The sequence below is a fragment of the Mucilaginibacter auburnensis genome (assembly GCF_002797815.1).
In the GTDB taxonomy this organism is placed as follows: domain Bacteria; phylum Bacteroidota; class Bacteroidia; order Sphingobacteriales; family Sphingobacteriaceae; genus Mucilaginibacter; species Mucilaginibacter auburnensis.
The window spans coordinates 323,708-347,412 of sequence record NZ_PGFJ01000002.1; the positions used below are offsets into that span (position 1 = coordinate 323,708).

The 23,705-nt window shown below is 41.7% G+C and carries 16 protein-coding genes; 9 read left to right on the forward strand and 7 right to left on the reverse strand.

The window, feature by feature from the left end; all coding sequences use genetic code 11:
• Nucleotides 1-355 precede the first annotated feature (355 nt).
• The 5 genes from CLV57_RS12060 (at nt 356) to CLV57_RS12085 (ending at nt 6,684) form a co-directional block, all read left to right on the forward strand.
• The gene (locus CLV57_RS12060; RefSeq protein ID WP_100341657.1) at nt 356-1,264 is read left to right on the forward strand and encodes a prephenate dehydratase; all 909 of its coding nucleotides are present in this window, start codon (nt 356-358) and stop codon (nt 1,262-1,264) included.
• 37 nt (nt 1,265-1,301) lie between these two features.
• Nucleotides 1,302-2,432 carry a bifunctional 3-deoxy-7-phosphoheptulonate synthase/chorismate mutase type II gene (locus tag CLV57_RS12065; protein ID WP_100341658.1) on the forward strand — a complete coding sequence of 377 codons (1,131 nt, stop codon included), beginning with the start codon at nt 1,302-1,304 and terminating at the stop codon, nt 2,430-2,432.
• 3 nt (nt 2,433-2,435) lie between these two features.
• A complete protein-coding gene (aroA, locus tag CLV57_RS12070; RefSeq protein ID WP_100341659.1) occupies nt 2,436-3,716 on the forward strand; it encodes a 3-phosphoshikimate 1-carboxyvinyltransferase in 1,281 nt (426 codons plus the stop codon).
• 120 nt (nt 3,717-3,836) lie between these two features.
• The gene (gene aroC, locus CLV57_RS12075; protein ID WP_100341660.1) at nt 3,837-4,937 is read left to right on the forward strand and encodes a chorismate synthase; all 1,101 of its coding nucleotides are present in this window, start codon (nt 3,837-3,839) and stop codon (nt 4,935-4,937) included.
• Nucleotides 4,938-5,466: 529 nt separating this feature from the next.
• Entirely contained in the window at nt 5,467-6,684 is a 1,218-nt protein-coding gene (locus tag CLV57_RS12085) for an MFS transporter (protein ID WP_100341662.1), read from the forward strand.
• On the opposite strand, the gene CLV57_RS12090 is transcribed toward CLV57_RS12085, so the two are convergent.
• Nucleotides 6,673-7,185 carry a DinB family protein gene (locus CLV57_RS12090; RefSeq protein WP_100341663.1) on the reverse strand — a complete coding sequence of 171 codons (513 nt, stop codon included), beginning with the start codon at nt 7,183-7,185 and terminating at the stop codon, nt 6,673-6,675. The two genes, CLV57_RS12085 and CLV57_RS12090, sit on opposite strands and share 12 nt — an antisense overlap.
• Nucleotides 7,186-7,386: 201 nt before the next feature.
• Here CLV57_RS12090 and CLV57_RS12095 point away from each other — a divergent pair, with 201 nt between their 5' ends.
• Nucleotides 7,387-8,820, forward strand: coding sequence for a L,D-transpeptidase scaffold domain-containing protein (locus CLV57_RS12095; protein ID WP_245857033.1), 1,434 nt, complete (start codon nt 7,387-7,389; stop codon nt 8,818-8,820).
• A 75-nt stretch (nt 8,821-8,895) separates the two neighbouring features.
• Here the strand turns inward: CLV57_RS12095 and CLV57_RS12100 are convergent, their stop codons facing one another.
• The 4 genes from CLV57_RS12100 to mgtE all read right to left on the reverse strand — a co-directional run bounded on the left by CLV57_RS12100 (nt 8,896) and on the right by mgtE (nt 13,658).
• Nucleotides 8,896-9,687, reverse strand: coding sequence for a murein L,D-transpeptidase catalytic domain family protein (locus tag CLV57_RS12100; RefSeq protein WP_100341665.1), 792 nt, complete (start codon nt 9,685-9,687; stop codon nt 8,896-8,898).
• A 141-nt stretch (nt 9,688-9,828) separates the two neighbouring features.
• Nucleotides 9,829-11,157 carry a M23 family metallopeptidase gene (locus CLV57_RS12105; protein ID WP_100341666.1) on the reverse strand — a complete coding sequence of 443 codons (1,329 nt, stop codon included), beginning with the start codon at nt 11,155-11,157 and terminating at the stop codon, nt 9,829-9,831.
• A gap of 94 nt (nt 11,158-11,251) precedes the next feature.
• Nucleotides 11,252-12,265 carry a biotin synthase BioB gene (bioB, locus tag CLV57_RS12110; RefSeq protein ID WP_100341667.1) on the reverse strand — a complete coding sequence of 338 codons (1,014 nt, stop codon included), beginning with the start codon at nt 12,263-12,265 and terminating at the stop codon, nt 11,252-11,254.
• A 43-nt stretch (nt 12,266-12,308) separates the two neighbouring features.
• Entirely contained in the window at nt 12,309-13,658 is a 1,350-nt protein-coding gene (mgtE, locus tag CLV57_RS12115; protein WP_100341668.1) for a magnesium transporter, read from the reverse strand.
• A gap of 327 nt (nt 13,659-13,985) precedes the next feature.
• On the opposite strand from mgtE, the gene CLV57_RS12120 reads away from it, so the two are divergent.
• A complete protein-coding gene (locus CLV57_RS12120; RefSeq protein WP_100341669.1) occupies nt 13,986-16,604 on the forward strand; it encodes a TonB-dependent receptor in 2,619 nt (872 codons plus the stop codon).
• A gap of 58 nt (nt 16,605-16,662) precedes the next feature.
• On the opposite strand, the gene CLV57_RS12125 is transcribed toward CLV57_RS12120, so the two are convergent.
• A complete protein-coding gene (locus CLV57_RS12125; protein WP_100341670.1) occupies nt 16,663-17,181 on the reverse strand; it encodes a hypothetical protein in 519 nt (172 codons plus the stop codon).
• A 117-nt stretch (nt 17,182-17,298) separates the two neighbouring features.
• Nucleotides 17,299-19,248 carry a glycoside hydrolase family 97 protein gene (locus CLV57_RS12130; protein WP_100342824.1) on the reverse strand — a complete coding sequence of 650 codons (1,950 nt, stop codon included), beginning with the start codon at nt 19,246-19,248 and terminating at the stop codon, nt 17,299-17,301.
• 179 nt (nt 19,249-19,427) lie between these two features.
• On the opposite strand from CLV57_RS12130, the gene CLV57_RS12135 reads away from it, so the two are divergent.
• Complete coding sequence (locus CLV57_RS12135; RefSeq protein WP_100341671.1) at nt 19,428-19,910, forward strand: CinA family protein; 483 nt, start codon at nt 19,428-19,430, stop codon at nt 19,908-19,910.
• Nucleotides 19,911-20,076: 166 nt separating this feature from the next.
• Nucleotides 20,077-23,688, forward strand: a complete 3,612-nt coding sequence (locus CLV57_RS12140) for a carboxypeptidase-like regulatory domain-containing protein (RefSeq protein WP_100341672.1) — start codon at nt 20,077-20,079, stop codon at nt 23,686-23,688.
• Nucleotides 23,689-23,705: the final 17 nt, after the last annotated feature.

The window sequence follows — 23,705 nt, forward strand, 5'->3', positions numbered from 1 at the left end:
GCAGTGGGCAGTGGGCAGTGGTAAATGCTGTGCAGGCGTATTTGTTTGCAGCTTATATAAAATTGCAATAACCATTACTGCTAACTGCCTACTGAAAACTGCAAACTCCTATTTTTACCCAATAAAATTTTGTTTAGTGTTCTTTTTTACAAAAAATAAAAATTTTCTATTGACATATCCTTTTTAAACGTATATTCGCATCATAATTAAAAACAATGAAATTTAACAGCGCATACTTTTACGGCTACTACTTTTACTTTACCAGTAAGAGCCGGGACTAATATGCACTAAACATATAACAAGAAATTGAAAAGTCCCGGCCCAAAAAGCCGGGACTTTTTGCTTTATAAGCTTTATGAAAAAAGATAAACCAAGAGTAGCCATACAAGGAATAAAAGCATCGTTCCACGAGCAGGCTGCATTTGAATATTTTGGCGAGAATATTGAAACTGTTGAATGCGATTCGTTCAAACAAACCTTTGTGGCGTTAGAGCGTGACGAAGCCGACTACTTAGTTATGGCTATTGAAAACAGCATTGCGGGCAGTATTTTACCTAATTACTCTTTGTTATTGGGTTATAACTTCCCGGTGGTTGGTGAGGTTTATCTGCCTATTCAGTTACACTTAATGGCTTTGCCGGGTGTAAAGTTTGAACAAATTAAAAATGTAACCTCACACCCAATGGCCATACGCCAGTGCGGCGATTTCTTAGACGAGTTTCCGCACCTTAAAATTGTGGAGAGCAGCGATACCGCCGCATGCGCCAAACGCATTCAGGATGAGCAGCTGACTGATACTGTAGCCATAGCCAACGCGCTGGCTGCTAAAACCTATGGATTGGATATTATTGAGCGTCGCATAGAATCTAACAAAAAGAACTATACCCGTTTCCTGATACTAACCACACACGAGAATGTAACCAAGCAAACGCCTAATAAAGCGTCGTTATGTTTCCAGGTGAGTAACCAGGTAGGTGCACTGGCTAAAGTGCTTAATATTTTTGCTGATTTAGGCGTTAATATGAGCAAAATACAGTCTATGCCGGTGTTAGGCAAACGCCACGAGTATAATTTTTATGTTGATGTAGAGTGGGAAGATAACAAGCAGTATGATGCTGCCATTAAACAAGTGCTAAAGTACACCCACAACTTTAACATTTTAGGTGAGTACGTCCGCTACGAAGATGAAAGTGAGAAAGCTCCGGAAGTTAAGCCCGAAAAACCTGTACGTAAGTATATAAGTGTAAAAAAATTAAATAAATAAACCAAGATTTACAGACATTCGCAACCAAATTTAAACGATGAAACTTAATTTAAACATACAGCCGTTAAGCTCATGGATCACGGCCGTAAACGAACCATTTTTAATTGCAGGCCCTTGCAGCGCTGAAACAGAAGAACAGTTAGTAGCAACCGCACATTTATTGAAAAACACAGGTAAAGTAACCGCTTTACGTGCAGGTATATGGAAACCACGTACCCGTCCGGGTGAGTTTGAAGGTATTGGCAGTATTGGTTTGGAGTGGTTAAAACGCGCCAAAGCCGAAACAGGTTTACCAACTGCCGTTGAAGTTGCTACCGCAAAACACGTTGAAGAAGCTTTAGCTGCAGGTGTTGATATTTTATGGGTAGGTGCACGTTCAACTGCTAACCCTTTCACCGTGCAAGAAATTGCCGACGCGTTAAAAGGTGTTGATGTACCTGTATTAATTAAAAACCCGGTTAACCCTGATATTTCATTATGGATAGGTGCTATTGAGCGTATCAACAATGCCGGCATCACCAAATTGGCTGCTATTCACCGTGGTTTCTCATCATACGAAAAATCTGCTTTCCGTAATGAGCCAATGTGGGATATTGCTATCCACCTTAAAACTTTAGCACCGCACTTACCTATTATTTGCGATCCAAGCCACATTACCGGTAACCGTGATTTGATAGGTTATATATCTCAAAAAGCATTAGACCTAGATATGCAAGGTTTGATCATTGAGTCGCACATTGACCCATCAGTTGCATGGACAGATGCTAAACAACAGGTTACTCCTGCTGCTTTGGCTGAACTAATAGATCGTTTGATATTACGTAAACCAGAAGGTGGTGACGCTGTAGTTAAAGATAAATTAAGCGAACTACGTGGTACAATTGATAAAATTGACGACCTTTTAATTCAAAAAATTGCTGAGCGTATGAAAATTGCTGAGCAAATAGGGATCCACAAACGCGACAACGACATTACCATTTTGCAGGTTAACCGTTGGGACGAGATCCTTCAAAAAGCTATCAGCTACGGTAAAGCACTACAGTTAAGCGAAGAGTTTACCGAGAAGTTTTTAGAATTGGTACACAGCGAATCTATCCGCAGACAAACTGCTATCATGAATAAAGATCTGGCAGCAGGTCAGCAAGCTGAAAAACTTACACACGCATAATACATGAGCCCTAATATTCTGCTCACCAAGCCAGGCAAAACCGCTAACGGCGCCATACAGCTTACAGGTTCAAAAAGCGAATGCAATCGCGCGCTTATTATTGAAGCGCTGAGCAATAGCAAAGTTAAGGTGCAAAATGTGTCTGATGCTGCCGATACGGTATTGCTACATGGAATTTTGAAGTCGGGCAAAGTAAACACTGTATTAGCCGCTTCTGAAATCGAAAATCCGATATCCGAAGTTAACATTGGTCCCGCTGGTACTGCCATGCGCTTCCTTACTGCTTATTTTACTTTGCAGCCCGAGGAAGTGATATTAACCGGCAGCGCCCGCATGAAACAACGCCCTATTGGCATATTGGTTGATGCGTTGCGTGAGTTGGGTGCAGAAATTGATTATGTAGAAAACGAGGGCTTCCCTCCCATCCACATAAAAGGTAACCTCGAGCAAAAAACAAATCGCATCAGCATTAAAGGCAACATCAGCAGCCAGTATATCACTGCCCTGTTGTTAATTGCTGCTAAGCTACCTCAAGGTTTGGAGCTACAAATTGAAGGTGAGTTAACATCGCGCCCCTATGTTGAAATGACTTTGGCTATGTTAGCACAGGCCGGCATTCAGCACAACTGGAATGATAATGTGATCAGTATAGCTAATCAGGATTTTAAAGAAACGGAGCTTCCGGTTGAACCTGATTGGAGTGCGGCGTCTTATTGGTTCTCAATAGCTGCATTAGCTGATGAAGCAGAACTTTTTTTAGGCGGATTAACTGCCTATAGTTTACAGGGCGACAGTGTAATTACTGAGATAATGGCCAACTTTGGTATATCATCGGAATTTAAAGATGGCGGTGTTTATCTGAAAAAAGAAGCAAAAGCTATCAGCAAAAAGCTGTTCAATATGAAAAAGTGTCCCGACCTGGCGCAAACTGTCATCGTTGTTTGTGCCGCGTTGGGCCATGAAGCTACCTTTACAGGATTGGAAACTTTAAAAATTAAAGAGACCGACCGCGTAGCAGCTTTACAGAACGAACTGGCTAAAATGGGTGTTAAACTAATTGAGGATAATGAGCAATACACGCTGGACTGCAGCGGCAAATTTATTCCCCAGCGAATGTTTATTAATACTTATGATGATCACCGCATGGCTATGGCCTTTGCACCCTTGGCATTGCTGATACCCGAACTGGAAGTTGAGGATGCCAAAGTGGTAGAAAAATCATACCCGGCTTTCTGGACAGATCTTGAAAAGGTGGGGTTTGTTGTTAGCCCCCTGGCCCCCTAAAGGGGGAACTTTGGCGGGTATTTATTTACATTCTATCCCTAATAGAATCATTATTTAATTGCTCCCCCTTTAGGGGGTTGGGGGGCGAAACATTCCCCCTTTAGGGGGTTAGGGGGCTATATGGCAGGCAATTCATTCGGACAACTATTCAGGATAACAACCTTTGGCGAATCGCATGGCGAAGCTATTGGTGTAATTATTGATGGCTGCCCATCTATGCTGGATGTTGATCTGGATTATATTCAGGGCGAACTGGATAAGCGTAAACCGGGCCAGTCAAAAATCACTACGCAGCGTAAAGAGAGCGACACCGTTCGCATTCTTTCGGGTGTTTTTGAAGGTAAAACCACAGGTACGCCTATTATGATGCTGATCCCAAACGAAGATCAGCGTTCAAAAGATTACAACCATAATACGGATGTTTTCCGTCCGTCACATGCAGATTATACCTATCACACCAAATACGGCATACGCGATCATCGTGGTGGAGGGCGCTCATCTGCCCGCGAAACTGCGGCACGTGTTGCTGCGGGTGCTTTAGCTAAACTGTTACTTAAAACACAAGGCATTGAAATAGTAGCCCATGTTAGCAGCGTTGGTAAAATTGATGCCCCTAATGTGGAGATAATAAGTGCGGATGAATTTATAGCTGAACGCGAACAAAATATTGTACGCTGCGCTGATCCGGCTACGGCTAATGAAATGATCGAGTTCATTGATTCTGTGCGCAAGGACGGCGATACCGTTGGCGGTAAAGTTAGCTGCCATGTATTAAACTGCCCTGTTGGTTTAGGCGAGCCGGTTTTTGATAAGCTACATGCCGATTTAGGCAAAGCTATGCTAAGCATTAATGCAGTGCACGGTTTTGAGTTCGGCTCAGGCTTTGAGGGAAGCTCAATGCGTGGATCTGAGCATAACGACGTGTTTATTAAGGATGGTGAAAAGGTAAAAACCATCACCAACTACTCAGGCGGTATACAAGGCGGTATCAGCAACGGTATGCCAATTGAGTTTAAGGTTGCGTTTAAACCTGTTGCTACCATTATGCATAACCAGGCTACAATTAATGCAGATGGCGATGCTGCCGAGATTTCGGGCAAGGGCCGTCATGATCCTTGTGTGGTGCCGCGCGCTGTCCCTATTGTTGAAGCAATGGCCGCACTGGTTATTGCCGATCATTGGCTAAGAAATAGAAATACCCGTCTGGACCCTCATTTATAGGATTTTAAGGATTATCCTGATATTAAAGGCGATGGGTTGACTCATCGCCTTTTTGTTTAAATTTCAGCAACTTTAAAACGTCACATTTCTTCACCAAAGTGAAACAAGCTTTACTATATACAATAAAAATTTTACTGACAAGTATTCTGGTTGCAAGTACAGTTTCTGCTTACATTGTATATTTTAACGCTGCAGATTATTTTCAATACCATATTATACATCTGGTCGAGTTAATCATTTCTATCCTAAGAATTGTCTTATTTAGTTGTGCATGGTCTTTAACCATGATATTTATTGCTAAATATGTAACTAATATTATATACAGAAAGACGCTTGTTGGAATAACAGGAATTATTTTGTCTATGCTTTTTTTATTTTTACCTAACATAGGCTGGCTACAAAATCAAAGTGGTTTTTTCTTCGATTGGCATCTATGTTATAGTTTGACATTCATCGGTTCTATTATAATATTCAGACTTCCTTGCTCGCCTGCTTCCACTGATTTTTAATGTAATTTCGAATTCAAGCCATGCTTACCACAATCGCTCAACTATACAAACAAGCTTATAGCGGTCTTTCCCGCAACAGCTGGTATTTGAGCGTTGTTATGTTTATTAACCGAAGCGGTACCATGGTGGTGCCATTTCTGAGCATTTACTGCGTTCAGGAGTTGCATTTTAGTATTGTTCAGGCAGGTACCATTATGGCCATGTTTGGCATCGGCTCTATAATGGGTTCGTTTTTTGGCGGGAAACTCACAGATAAAATAGGTTTTTACGATTTGCAAGTGGGTGCTTTATTGAGCGGTGGATTGTTGTTTATGCTATTAGGCTTCCTGCGTACCTACCCAACTTTGGCTATTGGCACATTTATATTGAGCTTTTGCAATGAATCATTCCGACCAGCCAACTCAACAGCTATAGCACATTACAGTTCTGAAGATAACAAGATCCGCTCTTACTCTTTAAACCGTTTGGCCGTTAATCTGGGCTGGGCATTCGGGGCAGCAACAGGTGGTTTACTTGCAGCTGTCAATTATCATTTATTGTTTTGGGTAGATGGCTGCACTAACATTCTGGCGGGTGTTATGCTGCTTATACTCATGCCCCGTTCAAAAGTAATGTTTGGCATCAAAAAGCATGTTGATGAAGCTAATGAGGCAATATCAGCCTACAAGGACAAAGTATATCTTGCATTTATTTTCCTGTCTACGCTGTTTGGTATGTGTTTCTTTCAGTTCTTCATTATGCAGCCGGTGTTTCTAAAACTTAACTGGCACTTAGGCGAACGTATTATCGGGGCCTTGATGGCATGGAACGGCGTGATGATAGCATTGATTGAAATGATAATAGTACACCGTTTGGAAGGTAGGCGTAACGGTTTGGTCTACATTATAACGGGCGTGCTTACCGGAGCAGTTGGTTATATATTATTTAACCTATTACCCGCCGGGATAGCGGCGGCAGCGGTGATCGTAACGCTAATAACATTATCAGAAATTTTAGCAATGCCATTTATGAATGCTTTTTGGATAAGCAGATGCAGCCCCACAAACCGTGGTGAGTATGCTGCGCTGTACAGCATGTCATGGTCGGCGGCACAGGTTACTGCTCCGTTTCTGGGCAGTGTACTTATCCAGTACGGTGGTTTCTACTTATTGTGGTGGATGCTTGGCTTAATAAGTTTATTTGCTGCTACAGGTTACTGGTTTTTATACCGATACATAAAAACGCCATTAACCTCTTAAAATTTTTGCCGTTACCAGCAACTGCCCCGAGTGTCGCATTATATGCTCGGCAGTATGTACGTACAACCCTATAACCGTAGATGGTATTTTAGCACGGCCTACTCCCCTTACCTCGGAGAGTGTGGCTTCCTCAACTATGCTAAGTTTCGCTACTGCTTCGTCAACCCTTGCGCTAAAGGCATCCAGTAAAGCGGCAACGCTGTCCTGTTTTTGGGGCGATGTGCCTTCGCTATGCAGAAACTCCATCTGTGCTGCCGTTAAAGTTTCTCCATTGGCATAAGTAAATAAACGATCAATAACTCCGGTCATATGTTGCAGGTGAAAACCCGGAGAAGCTAAGCCCACAGGTTTTATCCATAGGTATATTTCCGGGAATTCGGCCATCAGTCGGTTTACCTCTTCCTTCGCTTGCAACAAAGCATGCGCCACAGGCTGTAACAAAGGCGGAATTCCGGGTAGCGGCCCTCTTAACCAAACCTCACGTTGATGTTGTTCTGACATATATATTTCTTGTGATGTAGCTTATTTAACTAAGTATTATTAGTAACATGCTTTCAAAATGGTACGCCTATTGCAATGTAAAGCATATATTATTTACAAACTCCTATGATAACAAATACTTTTAAGCTAACACGGCTCTTCCTTTTCTCTTCATTAGCGTTTTTGCTGGTGTTTCAAAGTTGCAAAAAAAGTCGCTCAGATATGGGCAAAGAACTTTATAGCGCATCCAAAAATAAGGTTTTTAAAGATGTAACACCCGAAGGCTTTTCGGAGGTTTTCCAAAAAGTGCTTGCAGAAAAAAAGGCTAAGATCAAACAGCCACAAGTAATACTTCCATTTTACGAAAACAATGGCTACGATGCCGTTTTTGTAATGGATCATATCGTAAAAGAAAAATTCAACCCAGCTAACGAATATCTGGCCAAAGCCAAAGCACACGGCTTAAATCCAAAGATATTTCAGGCAGATGAGATCAACGCGCTTATCAATAAAATACATGATAAGAAAGCAATTAAAACCCTTGATGAAGCTTATCGTGACCTTGCAGAGTTAGAATTGTTAACTGCCAATGCTTTGGTAAACTATTCAAATGCTTTGCAATTTGGCGTTATAAGCCCGCGTCGTATTTATCAACGCTATTATACTGAAACCCAAAGACCTGATAGCACATCTATGCTAAAAGTTTTTCAAACTGCTAATTTGAAAAATTATCTGGATAGCATTCAGCCTAAAAACCCACAATACGTTGCCTTGCAAAAAGCTTTGGCAGGAGGTGTTCAGGCTCCAGGCATGCCGGCGGAAGAAAGCGAGCGCATATTAGCCGTTAACCTTGAACGTTTACGCTGGAAAAACAAACCAACCGCTGATAAATATGTATTGGTAAACATCCCTGATTTTACCTTAGATGTAATGGAAAACGGAAAATCAGCATTAAACATGAAAGTTTGTGTTGGCGAAGGCCGGAATGTTGACAGAAGCGATAATTTAGTTGAGTATGATGAAAGCGATAAAGTTGATCGCCCTTTCTCGCGCGAAACACCACAATTAAACAGTATGATCCATAGCGTGCAGGTAAACCCTGTTTGGAATATACCCGAAAGTATTGCTACTAAAGAAATAATGAAAATTGCTGCACGCGATCCATATTATCTGGAAAACGAAGGAATTGACGTTTATCAAAACGGCAAAAAAGTTGATGACCCTGAAACTATTGATTGGGCCAGCGCTTCCGGCGATCAATATTCATTTAAACAACGTCCAGGGGATGGTAATGCTTTAGGAAAAATTAAATTCCTGTTCAATAATAAAAGCAGTGTTTACCTGCACGATACCCCTGCAAAGCTCGCCTTCAATAAACCGGTTCGCGCGGTCAGCCATGGTTGCGTACGTGTGGAGCGTCCGCAGGAATTAGCACTTGCTTTGTTCGGCGAAGGCGATAAATACCAAACTATTGTTAATGACATGAATAGCAACAAATCAGAACCCACTGATATTGCATTACCTAAAAAAGTTCCGGTATATCTTACTTATGTAACCTGCTGGCAAGATGCAAATGGTACGCTACAATTCAGAAGAGACGTTTACGGCCTAGATATTGTGTTATATGCACACATGAATAAAATGATAGCTGCATAGCGCGACATTAAGTCATAACATAACAAAGGCGCTGTGGTTGCCCACAGTGCCTTTTGTATATAATTGGATTTAAATTTAATTAACAGGTAAAACCGGCGTTGGAGCTTCCACCTTGTTCATCGCAAAAGTATTCTCAAACGCATTATCTAAATACTTTGAAGTGTATGAAGCATCGTTACCGTTGATGAACAAAAGGGTTTTACCTTTTATGTTATTGATCACCATATCAATTACCGCTGGCGATACCGCCGGGCAACCATGGCTTCTGCCTAACCTGCCTAAAGCATTGATGGTACCTTCGCTAACATAATCTGCAGCATGTACAACAATAGCGCGGTTACGTGCAGCATTGTTAAAGCCGGCGTCCATACCATCTAAACGCAATGAGCGACCGTGTTTACCATAATAAATATCGTCGGTTACGTAGAATCCCAAACTGCTCTGGTGAGATTGATTGGTATTTGAGAAATGATCGGCCATATCGCCACCACTACCCTGTCCGTGAGCTACCCAGGTATTCAATAACAGCTTTTTGCTGAATAGATCTACAATCCACATACGTTTTTCACGGCTGGATTTTGTAAAATCAACAATAGTAACTATTTCACTTGCATTTGATAATTTATTGGCAGCTTTTAGGTTGAAATAGCCTGTAAGGGCTTTTTCAAATACCTGCTGACTTAAACCTGCCTGACCAAGGCTTGCTGCCTGGTAAACAGAACTTACATATTCATTAAATAACTCCTTTGCAGAGCGTTCGTTTTTTGCAGTTACTGCAACTTTATTACTCTCAGCAGGCGCCCAGCTAATTACTGTTGCACATACTATCAAAAAGACGCAGCAAATCCACCAAAAATGTTTTCTCATAATTACACTTTTACGTTAAAAATTAAATGTGTGTTGTAGTGAGTTTTAAAATTGTATATACAAATATACTTAAAATATTTAACACTGCATACTGTATATGTCAGCAAAACATCACTTTAAAGAAAAATATTTTCCAAAAAATTAATTATTCAAAATCCAACCACTTAAATCGCCAACAGAAACCAGCTGATAATTATTGTAGTTACCAAGCACATCTATGCGCTCGCCCATTTTAATTGCAGCAATAGGTTTGGCATTTAACGTATCAGGTTGGTTGTAAAGTATGGTATTTGCTCTTATCGCTAAAGTTCTAAGTGTCTTCGCTGTGCTCAGCGCTTTAGCATCTATATAACCTGTCAAATTATTTGGCAGCGTTACTTTATACCAGTTTGCAGCCGCCGCGGTCACCGTTAAAGGTGTATTAGCGCTCAATGTTGCAATTGAAGAAGCACCGGAGACAGGCATGTTAAACACCGTAACTTTTTTATTGACCCTTGCAGTAGCATTAAGCAAATTTAATGGTGAACTTATACCCAACGGTGCCTTAACCTGCTTATCAACATAATGTATGGGATTTACTGCACCATTATTAGTGTAAATACCAAAGTGTAAATGGGCCGGTGTATAACGTGCATTGCCCGTGTTACCCACTAAACCAATCGTATCTCCTACCTTTACGTTCTGACCCGGGTTAACCAACTGCGCGTCTAAATGCGCGTAATAAAGTGAGTAGTCTTTTCCATCCGGCCGCATAAACACAACTTTTCCGCCAAGGTTATTCTCGCGTACAGATGTTACTACACCATTTGCAGCAGCAATAGCGGCCGAACTTTTAGGCGCGAATATATCAATGCCCTCGTGAGATCTGGCGCCTTCATCACGTCCGTCGCCAAAAAAACTACCTATTCGGGGTTTGGCAGATGCTGTAACCGGAAATCCAAGAGATGGACCTGCGGTTATTGTTAAAGTGTACTGCCCGCCACTTAAAAGCTCAGGCTGCAAACGTAAATAGTATTTTCCTGTCGCTTCCACTTCATACTCAAGGCCCGTTCCTGCTGTATCTGCATAAGCTACACGCTCAACTTCACCTTTTTTATTACGCTCAAATACATCTAAATAGATGTTGAAGTTTATGGCAGGTTTTTTGGTTAACGAGATATTGAGTTTTTGCCCTTTTATCGCCTCAAAGCTAAAGGTAACTACCTGAGTTTTTTCAGGAGCAAAGTATCCGGTTTCTTTGTAGGGAATTTTCACCGCCAACGCACTTGCTGCAATATCAGATGCGCGGGTAAGCCATTGCCTGCCAAGTTCAGAGCGTTCTAAGCCCGCAGAGCGTAGGTTATCAGCATACATCTCGTGCGGAGAGCGCGTTTTGAACAAAGCAGCAGGACCGTTCATTTTACTGCATGATGCAACCAACATCAGTACAGGAATAAATATAATAAGTGATTTATTGTTAATATTCAGCATGTTAATTTAACCACACTGAATGACGGAAAGTTTGAAGAAAGGTTTAATTGATGAGCCTTATAACAAAAAAGGCCGGTTGCCCGGCCTTTCATATCTATATCACTTCGTTAATGCTCATTTCTTTTAATTCCTTTATTTCAGGCCTGCCGTTTTTAAAGGCTTTACGAGGAGTTAAGCCCAATAGCTCAAACATAGCCATATCTTCGTCAAAAGATGGATTAGGCGTTGTAAGCAATTTCTCTCCGGCAAATATAGAGTTAGCACCAGCCATGAAACAGAACGCCTGCTCAATGGTGCTCATCTCGGTACGTCCGGCTGACAAACGCACTACTGTTTTAGGCATAACAATGCGGGTAGTAGCTATCATGCGCACCATATCCCAAATGGCAACACGCGGCTGATCTGCCAATGGTGTGCCTTTCACAGGCACCAAAGCATTGATAGGAACAGACTCAGGATGTTGAGGCAAGTTAGATAAAGTATTAATCATAGAAATGCGATCTTCCACAGTTTCACCCAGGCCAATAATACCACCGCTGCATACCGATATTTTTGCCTTACGCACATGCTCCAATGTTTTCAAGCGATCATCATAAGTACGCGTAGTAATAATGCGTTTATAATCATCTTCTGACGTATCCAGGTTGTGGTTATAAGCGTATAATCCGGCATCGGCTAAGCGCTGTGCCTGGCTCTCGGTAAGCATACCTAAAGTACAGCAAACTTCCATATCCAAAGCGTTTACAGCTTTTACCATATCAATCACCTTGTCAAAATCGCGGTTATCACGCACTTCGCGCCAGGCAGCCCCCATACATAAACGGGATGCACCACCTGCTTTTGCTCTTTCAGCAACGGCAATCACTTCTTCTTTTGGCATGATGGCGTGCACATCAACGCCTGTGTTGTAACGTGCTGCTTGTGGGCAGTAAGCGCAATCTTCGGGGCAACCACCGGTTTTTATTGATATAAGTGAGCTGATCTGCACTTCTGCATAATCTTTATTTTCGCGATGTATGGTAGCAGCGCGGTAAATAAGGTCAAGCAATGGAGTGTGGTATATTTCAGCAATTTCCTCGCGGGTCCAGTTATGTCTTACTTCGGTCATTTCGTTCAGTTAAATTGAAAGTTCAAATGTAGGTATTTTAAGCTTACAGCAAAAACTTGCTGGCCAGCCATAATGGCAACAAAAAGCCGGCGCAGTCTGTAAATGTTGTTATAATAATGGATGATGCAACAGCCGGATCTATCCCCACACGTTTTAAAACCAAAGGAATTGTTGCTCCGGTAATACCGGCTATCATTAAGTTGCCTGTCATGGCCAGAAACAAAACCAACCCTAACATAGGGTTAGCATCATAAAATAGGGCAACGCATAAAACAACCAGGCCGTTAACAGATCCATTGATCAAACCAACCAAAAACTCCTTAAACACCGTGCTGTAGGCCTGTCTGTCGGTCAGATCACTTAAAGATATACGCCTAACCGTTACTGCCAGTGCCTGCGTGGCCGAGTTACCACCCATACCTGCAATTATAGTCATATATGCTGCCAACAGGGGTAGTTGTTTAACTGTGGAGTCAAAATGCCGGATAACTGAAGCAGCGAGATATGCAGTACCGAGGTTGATAACCAGCCATGGCAGGCGACTTTTCACCGCATCCTGCCAGCTACCGCTTAGTTCCTCATCTTCAGAAACACCGGAGATCTTTAATATATCTTCCGTGCTCTCCTCCTCCATTACGTCAATAATATCATCAACGGTAATGCGGCCCAGCAACTTCATTTCATCATCAACCACCGGTATGGTAGTTAAATTATATTGGGATATAAGCCTTGCAACCTCTTCCTGGTCAACATCGGCTTTTACGTAAACAGGATCAGGCTTTAGTAAATCCTGTACTTTTACATCAGCATGAGCTTTTATTATATCTTTAATGGAAACCACGCCCTGCAAAACATCATCGCCATTCACTACGTAAATGGTGTAAAACTCCTCCATCTCCTCTGATTGGCGTATGATATCATCAAGAGCTCCTTTTTTGTCCTGGCTGATATTCACCTTAATAAGCGACGAGTTCATTAAGCCGCCGGCTGTATGTTCGGCGTAACTTAAAAGCGCACGAATGCTGGAAGCATCTTCCTCATCCATGCTCTCCAGAATATTTTCCTGCTCTTCTTCGTCAAGCTGGGCAATAATGTCGGTAGCATCATCATACTCCAGCTCGCTTACTATTTCCGAACGTTTTTCAGGATCGAGGTTGATCAGCAATTCTCCCGGATGCGACTCTTCGTGCATCTCTGAAATAACCTCCGAGGCAATATCAGTTGGCAGTATGTTGATAATGCGCTCGTGCGCTTCGGATGGTAGTTTTTCAAAAAGGATAGCGATCTCTGAAGCATGATAATCCCGCAAAACTTCCCTCAATACATCATCCCCTTCTTCAAGAGCGACCTTGATGCGGCTTAAATCCTCCCTATCCAGTTCAAAAGATTGCATTGTGCAAAATAAACATTTTATTGCCGAATTTAACGCTAAACCACATTTTAGGCAATGTACAGTAAGCTAAAAACAGCATCCCAAACCGTCCACAAACCACTGTTTATCAAACATATTTTCTATTATTTTTAAAAAAAAATTGACAAACAAATAATTATTAATATTTTTGTCTACCAAATCTATAGGATTTATCAAATTAATAGAAATTAACTTTTATGATTAAACTTTACTTTACCTCACTCACAAAAACATGTTGTTGCTGCTGATCTAAATAGATCATCTCTTAGCACTTAACAACATATTCTTTAAGCAAACAACAACTTATAAATGAAACTTATTTCTAAAACAGTAAAACTTTTACTGCTGATCTTTTTAGTTTATTCTTCATCAACGGCATACGCCCAGTTAGTAGTAACCGGTGTGGTTAAAAATTCAAAAGGCGCTGCTGTGCCCCATGCCACAGTAACAGTTAGGGGTACAAAAATCTCTGTTGCTGCCGATGAGCAAGGCGCATTCAGCATTACCCCCAACCTTGAGCCACCGTTTTACCTTCAGGTTAAATCTGTAGGTTTTAAAGCGCAGGATTTCCAGGTACTGAGCTCTAAAACCACTTCACTTGAACTGGAATTAGTGGAAGACGATCTTTTGGGCGAAATTGTAGTAACCTCCCGCCGCCGCAAAGAACTTTTGCAGGATGTACCTATCCCGGTTTCGGTAGTAGGTGGTTCTCAAATAGACCAGGCCGGTGCGTTCAACGTTAACTATGTTAAACAATTTGTACCATCATTACAGTTATACACTTCAAACCCGCGTAACACAGGTATTAATATACGTGGTATAGGTTCACCATTTGGTTTGACCAATGATGGTTTGGACCCTGGCGTTGGTGTTTATGTGGATGGGGTTTATTATGCACGTCCTGCAGTTGCAACATTCGACTTTATTGACGTTGAAAATATTGAGGTATTACGTGGCCCGCAAGGTACCTTGTTTGGTAAAAACACGGCTGCAGGCGCGTTTAATATTACCACGCGTAAGCCAAGCTTTACGCCCGGCTATACATTTGAAACCAGCTTTGGTAACTTTGGATACATTCAAGCTAAAGCAGCTATTACCGGACCTTTGAGCAAAACTATAGCAGCACGTGTTTCCTTCTCGGGCACACAACGAGATGGTTTAGTTCAAAATATTCGTACCGGCCGCGCAACTAATGACCTTAACAACTTAGGCGCCCGTGTACAATTTCTATATAAACCCTCAGACAACGTTGCCATTACTTTAGCGGGTGATGCATCTGATCAAAAACCTGATGGCTATGCACAGGTTATTGCCGGAGTTGCACCTACAAAACGTCCTGCTTATCGCCAGTTCAATAATATTATTGCAGATCTTAAATATACATTGCCAAGTTACAACGCTTTTGATCGTGTAATAGACCATGATACGCCCTGGAGATCGGGCAATCAATTAGGTGGTGTTTCATTAAATGGCGACTTCAAGATAGGTCCTGGTACTTTAACATCCACTACGGCTTACCGTTACTGGAACTGGGACCCATCAAATGACAGGGACTTTACAGGCTTACCTGTACTGCAGAAATCACAAAACCCTGCAAAGCATCATAACTGGTCGCAGGAGGTGCGTTATGCAGGTACTTTTAACGAGAAGTTAAGCGGTGTTGTGGGTATATTCTATCTGGATCAGGAAGTAAAAATTACTGGTACTGAAGAATCAGGCAGTGCGCAATGGCGCTTTTCACAAAGTCAGACTGGCAGCACAGGTGCGCCAACAGGCTATACCTGGGATCAACTATGGGCCACACCTGATCTATTAGAGGGATACGGCATTTATACCAACGCTTCCATCAAATCTAAAAGTGCGGCAGCTTTCGCCAGTGTTGATTATGAGGTTTTCAAAAACTTTCACATTGTACCCGGAGCTCGTATTAATTACGACAAAAAGGATGTATACTATGATCGACAGGCCAGAGGTGGTTTAGATATTGCCAAGACCACATATAATGATGATGTAAAGGCTGCACTTCAGAAAATAAAAAGCGGTGTGTATAGCAGCCAAAATTATGCTACTAACATTGATGAGAATAACTTTACTTATTCAATAACAGCTGCTTATCGTCCAAGCACACGCTTAAACGCTTTTGCTACTTACTCAACCAGCTACAAGCCGGTTGGCGTGAACGTGGCCGGTTTGCCATCACCTGAGGCAGGTAAAACAATATTGGACTACGCTGTAATAAAACCAGAGAAAACCAAACACTATGAAATTGGCTTTAAAAGCACGCCGTTCACTAACTTTATATTCAACTTAACTTTCCACAACTCAGATATTGACAACTACCAAACCAACGTACAGTCGGCAGATTTGACTGTGAACCGTGGTTACATTGCCAATGCCGAAAAGGTAAACGTTAAAGGCGTGGAGTTAGATGCAAGTTTCCGTGTAGATAAAAACTTCTCATTCTACGCAGCAGGCGCCTGGACAGATGCTAAATACGTTAAATTCACCAATGCGCCACTTCCTTTAGAAGAAACTGGTCAGTTACCTCCGTTTAAAGATGTTTCCGGCGGTGCGCTTCCGGGAGTTTCTAAATGGGCCGGCTCATTAGGCGGCGAATTTGCAACTAACTACGCGTTCCTTGGTAACAACACATCGCAGTTTTTTGTAGCAGTTGATGGTTCTTTCCGCTCATCATTTTCTTCAAGCGCGTCTCCATCAGCTTACTTAAACATAGCCGGTTATGGTTTATTGAACGCACGCTTAGGTTTCAAAGCTACCCACGGATTTAGCACTTATATTTGGAGCCGTAACTTATTGAATCAAAATTACTTTGAGCAATTGCTACCAGCAGGTGGTAACGCTGGTCATTATGCAGGTGTATTAGGCGACCAACGTACACTTGGCATAACATTGAGATATTCTTTATAGGTTAATACAATTGATAGCTAAGGCCGCTCCAAATTTGGATCGGCCTTTTTTGGTTACCTTAAAATTGCATCTTGATAATAGAAGATATGGTGATCCCTACAAAACAATCATCCTGACAGCCATCATCTACATACCCCGCCAATGATATCATTCCCTCATTCTTAGTTTCAAAATAGGTTGTTGTTTTTGCGCGTTTTTTAAGCCAGTTATTTTTAGCTTCGGTATATACCTCATCTAAAGTTCTGGTAGCAGCTCCTTTTTGATGTGTGTTTAAGCTGCCCTCCTCTTCCGTCCATTGCTCCTGCACAACACTTGTTGGGGGCGAACCAGGGCCCTGCATCGTTGCTTTAAAGGAACGCTTTAACACCTTTCCATTCTGTACATAAATTATAGTTTCTGTGCCGTAACCCGTAAATGAGCCGGTTGTAACAGCATACTTATAAGAGTTTTGAGATTCGGTTTTGAATCTTTTCCAGGCATCAAAACTCTTGTCAAACTCATTGTTAGTAGAATTTTTACCACATGATACTACAACGAACAACAAAATAGCGAATAAGGGAATAAACTTTGTTTTCATAATAAATTAGATCATCAAATTTCCAAACTCAAACGAAATTCTAAGCTGCTATGCTACACCAAGCCATAAAAAAAGCCCTGCCGATCGGCAAGGCTTTCTATAAAGTTGTTTAAACTGTTATTGTTTAATTACGAAACCGCCGTTTGGCTGGATCTCAATTTCCAACTCACCATTAGCAGGAATATCTATCTGTTTGGTGAAGGTAGTTTTAGCAGCGTCATCGTTAATAAGCTGCACTTTTTTACCTGCTACCATTGGTAACTTGATTTTAAGTTTCAAAACTTCTTTTTGGGCATTTGCACCGGCTATGTACCATTTACCCTGCGAGCGGCGTGCAATTACAGCACTTTTGCCGGGATAACCGTCAATGTAAACCGTCTCTTCCCAGGTGGTTGGAACAGTCTTTACAAAATCAAGTTCAAACGCCGGAACATCAGTTAAGTTGTTTGGTGCAAGCGCGAAGAATTGTACCGAGTTTTGGTAAAGAACAGCAGTAGCCAACTGAAAAGCATCGGTTGTTAAACGCTGGCTCCTACCCTGGTTATTTTTGGTTAAGTACTTATTCAGGAATGTACCACCAAACTCCATATTACCCGCAGCGTTACGAATGAATGGATGGAAAGTTGCGTGAACCGCTTCAGTTTGTCTGTTGCTTTGATTAAAGTAAACCATTTCTGAAGCTACTACCGCCTCGCTGCCTACGTAGTTTGGATACATGCGTTCCCAGCCACGCGGCAAGGTAGCGCCATGGAAGTCTATCATCAAACCATAATCATTAGCATCAGATAATACATCTTCGTACATACGCATGGTTTCCTGCTTATCACCTCCCCAGAAATCAACCTTTAAACCAACAACACCAATATCGCGCAGCCACTTCATTTCTTTTTTACGCTCAATAGAAGTGTTCATTTTGTTGCGTGGGCCTTGTGGTGCGTCGTTAAACTGCCCGTTTGAGTTGTACCATAAAAATACAGCTACCTTTTTTGAAGCAGCGTATTTTACCAGTTGAGCCATTTTCTCTTTGCCTATGTTTTTGTCCCATAGGGCATCTATCAAAATAAACTCGTATTTCAACGCAGCTGCCAGGTCAATAAACTTAACTTGATCATCATAGTTCATGCTGTTGTCTTGCCATAATATCCAGCTCCAGGTGCCTTTACCATATTTGTAAACCTTTGATGCCGCGTACAAAGGATCAACAACATCATACGGAATGGTAGTTTCAACAATTGGCTTCAGGTTATCGCCTACAGTAACGGTACGCCATGGAGTATAGCCAGGTAATGCAAGCGCAGCGCCCGTTGAACCGAAGCCGTTATTTTGTTTGATGTTAGGATATTCAATAGAATAAACACCATCAGCAGACATCTCGCTCAAGTGAGAAGCGCAATACAAGCTGGTAACACCTGTTTCTGACAATAGTACCCAACCATCTGTACCCACATGAAAAAGGCTTGGGAACACATAACCTTCGGTTGAGGGGCGCTGTTTAACCATTGGCGCATCTGCCACGTAAGCACTTTCATAGCTTGGCGCAGTACGGGCAAAACCCGTCATGGGCGACATATTATTTGATAAAAACGTAGTAGTAGTTGACGGGAACTTATATCCGGTAGCTTCTTTTTCCACAACAACCGCAAGGCGTTCGCCCATTGGCTCTATCTCGTAACGGAAAGCGATGTTATTATTACTTACCTGAAACTCCACATTCAGCTTGCGCTGTTTGGCGTTCTCCAATACGTAGATCAACTTATTGGCCACATAGTGTATCTGCGACCGTTTTATTTTATCCTGCGTGTAGTTTTTATCAACGTTACCTTGCGTATTGCTCAGGTATTTCATGCCGGTGCTAAAATCCCCTTCGTTGGTCATTAATCCCAAAGGCGATTTCTCGATCATGGTTTTACCCTTGTAGGTAACAGAGTAAACAGGTTTGCCATCGGCAACGGTAAGGCTAACGTTCAATTGCTTATCCGGACTTTGAACTGATACGTCCTGAGCGAAACAGTTAAGCGTGAACGCTCCTAAACACAGGCTCAAAGCGGCTGCGGAGAAAAATTTCATAATGTAAATAGTTAACGGGTGGTTTAACAATGTGAATTGCAAATATATAATTGTTTTTATTACACTTATTATGTTTGTTAATTTTATACTAATTGATAAGAAGTTGCGTGAAATGCATGAAAAGAAGCTCATGAAAACCGCCTCAAATACCAGTTGTTATAGCTAAAAGAAGTATCCAAATGGCAGAACGTAAAATAAGTGAATGCAGTAAATTAATGGCTGATAAAGGCCTTACCGTTGCCTTTGCAGAAAGCGCTACCGCGGGTTGGCTTTGCTCTGAGTTTGCACTCACCGAACATTCGGGCAAGGTTTTAAAAGGTGGTATTGTTTGTTACGATGCAGATCTAAAGGTATCTCTATTAGGAGTTCCGAAGGAATTGTTCGATAAACACACGCCCGAATCAATGGAAGTTACTAAGGAGCTTGCCGAGCGACTTGGATCTAAGATCCCGTCAGACATACAGGTTGGCGTTACCGGCCTTACAACACCTGGCGGTAGCGAAACCGAAGATAAGCCTGTAGGCACCATGTTTGTTTATGCATTGGTTAAAGGAAAGCCATTTAGTTTCAGAAAGGTTTTTGATGGTAACTGCGAAGACATCATTCACAAAACAGTTGATGCCACTGCCGAACTTTTGATGCAAGCTGTTACAGATTTGTAGCGCTCTTGATCTTTGGTTATTAAGCGCTTACCACAAATAATTAGTAAGCGACGCTTCTTCATCTAATCTTTACTATTACCCTCTTGCACTTATCAAACTAAAAACTTAAGTTTACTTACCGATTATTATAAACCAGTAAAAATTAAGTTTTTTCCTGCAACCTAAAATGTCAACAAATCACGCTATTGTGCCTAAAGGTCATGGTTTTTACCGTGCAATAAAGTTTGTGTTATTATTTGGTTTTATTGGAATGTGCAATAGTTCCATTGCTGCAATAAACGCGTCCAAAAATTTTAACATGCTTGCGGTAAAAATCGATACTTCACAATATAGCATTACCGGAAAAGTGATTGATGAAAGCGGCGCTCCCCTACCCGGCGCAACTGTATTTATCAGCAGCTCAAAGTGGGCAACCAGCACCAATAACAATGGCGATTTTAAAATTGGCGGCATGCCTGCAGGCAATTACGAAGTATTTATCCGGATGCTGGGTTTTACTTCTGCAAGTAAAAACATAGCTATAACAACCCGTTCTGTAAATTTTAACGTTACGCTAAAAACAGATGCTGTAGCGCTGAACGAGGTTAAAGTTACCGCCAAACCTGATGGTAACCACGCCCGGTATTTAAAGATGTTCAGTGAAACTTTCCTGGGACAATCAGACAACGGCAGGGGAAGCAAAATTTTAAACCCCGAGGTGATCCGTTTCTTCTATGACAAAAACAGCGGAACGCTCACCGCCCGCTCAGTTGATTTTATTAAAATAGAAAATAGCAGTCTTGGTTATAAGGTCAATTATCTGTTAAACGCATTCGCGTTTAACCAGCATGATCAAACATTCTCTTACGATGGCAAAGTATTTTTTGAGGATATGCAGAGCAATAACAGCGAACAACAAAACCGGAAGAAAAATCGCGCGCTGGCTTATGATGGTTCCATGCAGCATTTTTTTAAAGCTTTATTTAATGGCACTGTAGAAGAGGAAGGCTTTAAGGTTTACAAAATAGCCGACTCGGAATTAACGCCAAACAGTAGTTATAATGTGTCGGCCTCCGCCAGTTTACGAACCCGTTCGACTAACGTATCACGCATGAGCATTAACAGCGCTAACCTCAAGCCTGTGAAAACCGACTCACTCTTTAAATTGGTGGGGGTCAATAAAATATTAAAATTTCCATTATTGGTGAAGGACGGCGATACAACCCGCTTTTACATTTGCTATACCCGCAACGGAGAACCAGGTCGCTTTTTAAACTCAGGTGCACATTTGAATATACCTGTGGCTAATGCGCAAATATCAAGCATTTACCAGATCATTAATGGAAATATTATCCTGAATAGAGATGGTTCGTTATCACCCGAACAAAGCTTACTGCTACAAGGCTACTGGGGCTGGAAACGCGTTGGCGATATGATGCCGGATGATTATGAGATTGATAACAGCAACAGCACGAAGAGCACTAAAGTAAATATTGCAACACTGACTGAAAAAATTCACCTGCAAACCGACAGGCCCTGGTATTTGGTTGGTGACACAGCATGGTTCAAGATAAACATTACAGACGCATATAACAAACCATTAGCAGACAGTAAACTTTGTACAATTGAGCTTATAGATGGCAAGAAACGCGTTGTTGAAAGTCGGCGTTTTCAATTAAATAACGGATCTGCCTGGGGTGCAATTGCGTTGCGTGACAGCCTTGTAAAAAAAGGCAACTACCTGGTAAGGATTTATACCAACAACAGCTACAAAAGCAGCGGGCCAACATTTTACCGCGCGTTGCGTGTGTTGGGAACCGACGCGGCCATTACCGCTTCTATTAAAGTGAACAGATCGCCTAAATCAATTGCTGAAAGTTTGAGGATTGATTTCTTTCCCGAAGGTGGAAATATTATAAATGGAGTGACTTCAAAAATCGGCATAAAAGCTCAGGCGTTTGGCACTGCGGTAAATAAACTATCGGGTTACGTTGCGAACGATGAGGGAAGCAGGGTGGCTAAATTTGAAACAAATGATTTAGGAATAGCCACTTTCTCTTTCATACCGCAAAAAGAGAGTAAATATTGGGCAATAGCAACTTTGGCTAACGGAGATGAAAAGCGCTTTGCTTTACCAGAACAACTCCAGAGCGGTATTGCTATGGCTGTTAAACCTGTTGGTGATAAGTTTGCTGTATACCTGAACACGGCTAATATAACCGGAGCCGATAAGTTTAAATTATTGGTAAAGGCACAGGGAAACGTAGTTTATCAAACTGAGAAACTACTAACACACGATAGCGACAGTATTGTTGTTGCTAAAGACGATCTGCCCGAAGGGATATTGCTTTTCAGTTTAACCGGCTTTGGCAATACCGTTGTTAACAGCAGATATGTATTCAATCAAAGCAAAAAACAGCAGTTGGATATAGGGCTGATATTAAATAAGCCATCCTATAAACCTTACGATAAAGTTGATGCTAAATTGTTGATCACCGATAAGAACAACAACCCGGTTCAAGGCAATTTTACGGTAACGGTTAATAATGAAGCGGATGTTGCAGGTCCGCAAAACAATAATATTATAACAGATCTGTTAACAGCAAATGCAGTTAATGGAGCATTTAAATTAAACACGACGAATGATATAAACACTCAAACAGCTGCCACGTTGAATGACATATTACTTACTTACAAACCAACGAATATGTCAGAAAAGAGCGAAAGTTCTTTCTTGCCCGACTCCGCCCTATCTACCATTAAAGGACAAGTGACTACCATAAAGGGAAAGCCCGCTTCACTGAGCATGGTAGGTGTGTTTTTTACTACCGGTGGGCCTGCTTTAACAACAATTGCAGATATAAACGGAAAATTCTCTGTCAATAATGTAACTGTTAAAAACGGCACGCCGTATTATATTGTATCTAAAGACAAAAACAATAACGACCTTGTTGTAGAAGTTGAACAGAGTCAGTCATTCCCCGTTTCAGACGAAGCATTTGCAGACACATTGTACAACGCGACTGAAAGTATTGATTATATGTACAACAGGATAACAGAACTTAAAACCAAAAACTTTATTGGTACAGCGCTTAAAGAAGTAACGATTAAAGAAAAGAAGGCCGAACCTACGCTTAAGGAAAAATTGAGCCGGCAATCATCAAACATAGGCGGCCGACCAGACCAAACTCTCTCCTTTATTGATCTGCTGGATTGTACATCCCCCACATTAGCCGAGTGCCTGGCTATCAAACTTAGAAATGTACAGGTTAGATTTAACGATACCACACACAAAGCTTACCTGTATGCTATAGGCCGGGGAAATGGGGAAATGGCGGTATATGTAGACGGGGTACAAAGGCAAGATGGCATTACCTCGCTTTCAAGCCAGTCGGTTGCCAGTGTTGAAATACTTAAAGGCGCCAACGCGGTAGCATATGGCTTGAACAGCGGCAACGGGGTTATTGTCATCACCACGAAAAGTGGCGATATAGATTACTGGGCTTATGAGCAGGAGCATTACAAACCGGGATCAACCAAAATGCCGGGCCTGCGACGCTACAGGTTTGAAAACGGGATTGATTACCCGGATGAATACCATGCTCTAAAATCTACAGAAGGAGAAAAATGGCGTCCAACCGTTTACTGGAATCCAAATGTTACTACAGATATCAACGGTACAGCAAACGTCGATTATTTAACCTCCGCAACACCGGGCAAGTATATCATAACCATTGAAGGCATAGACAATAACGGACGGATAGCCAGAGAGGTGTTTAAATATACGGTTACCAAGTAGTTAACCTTTGATTAGGC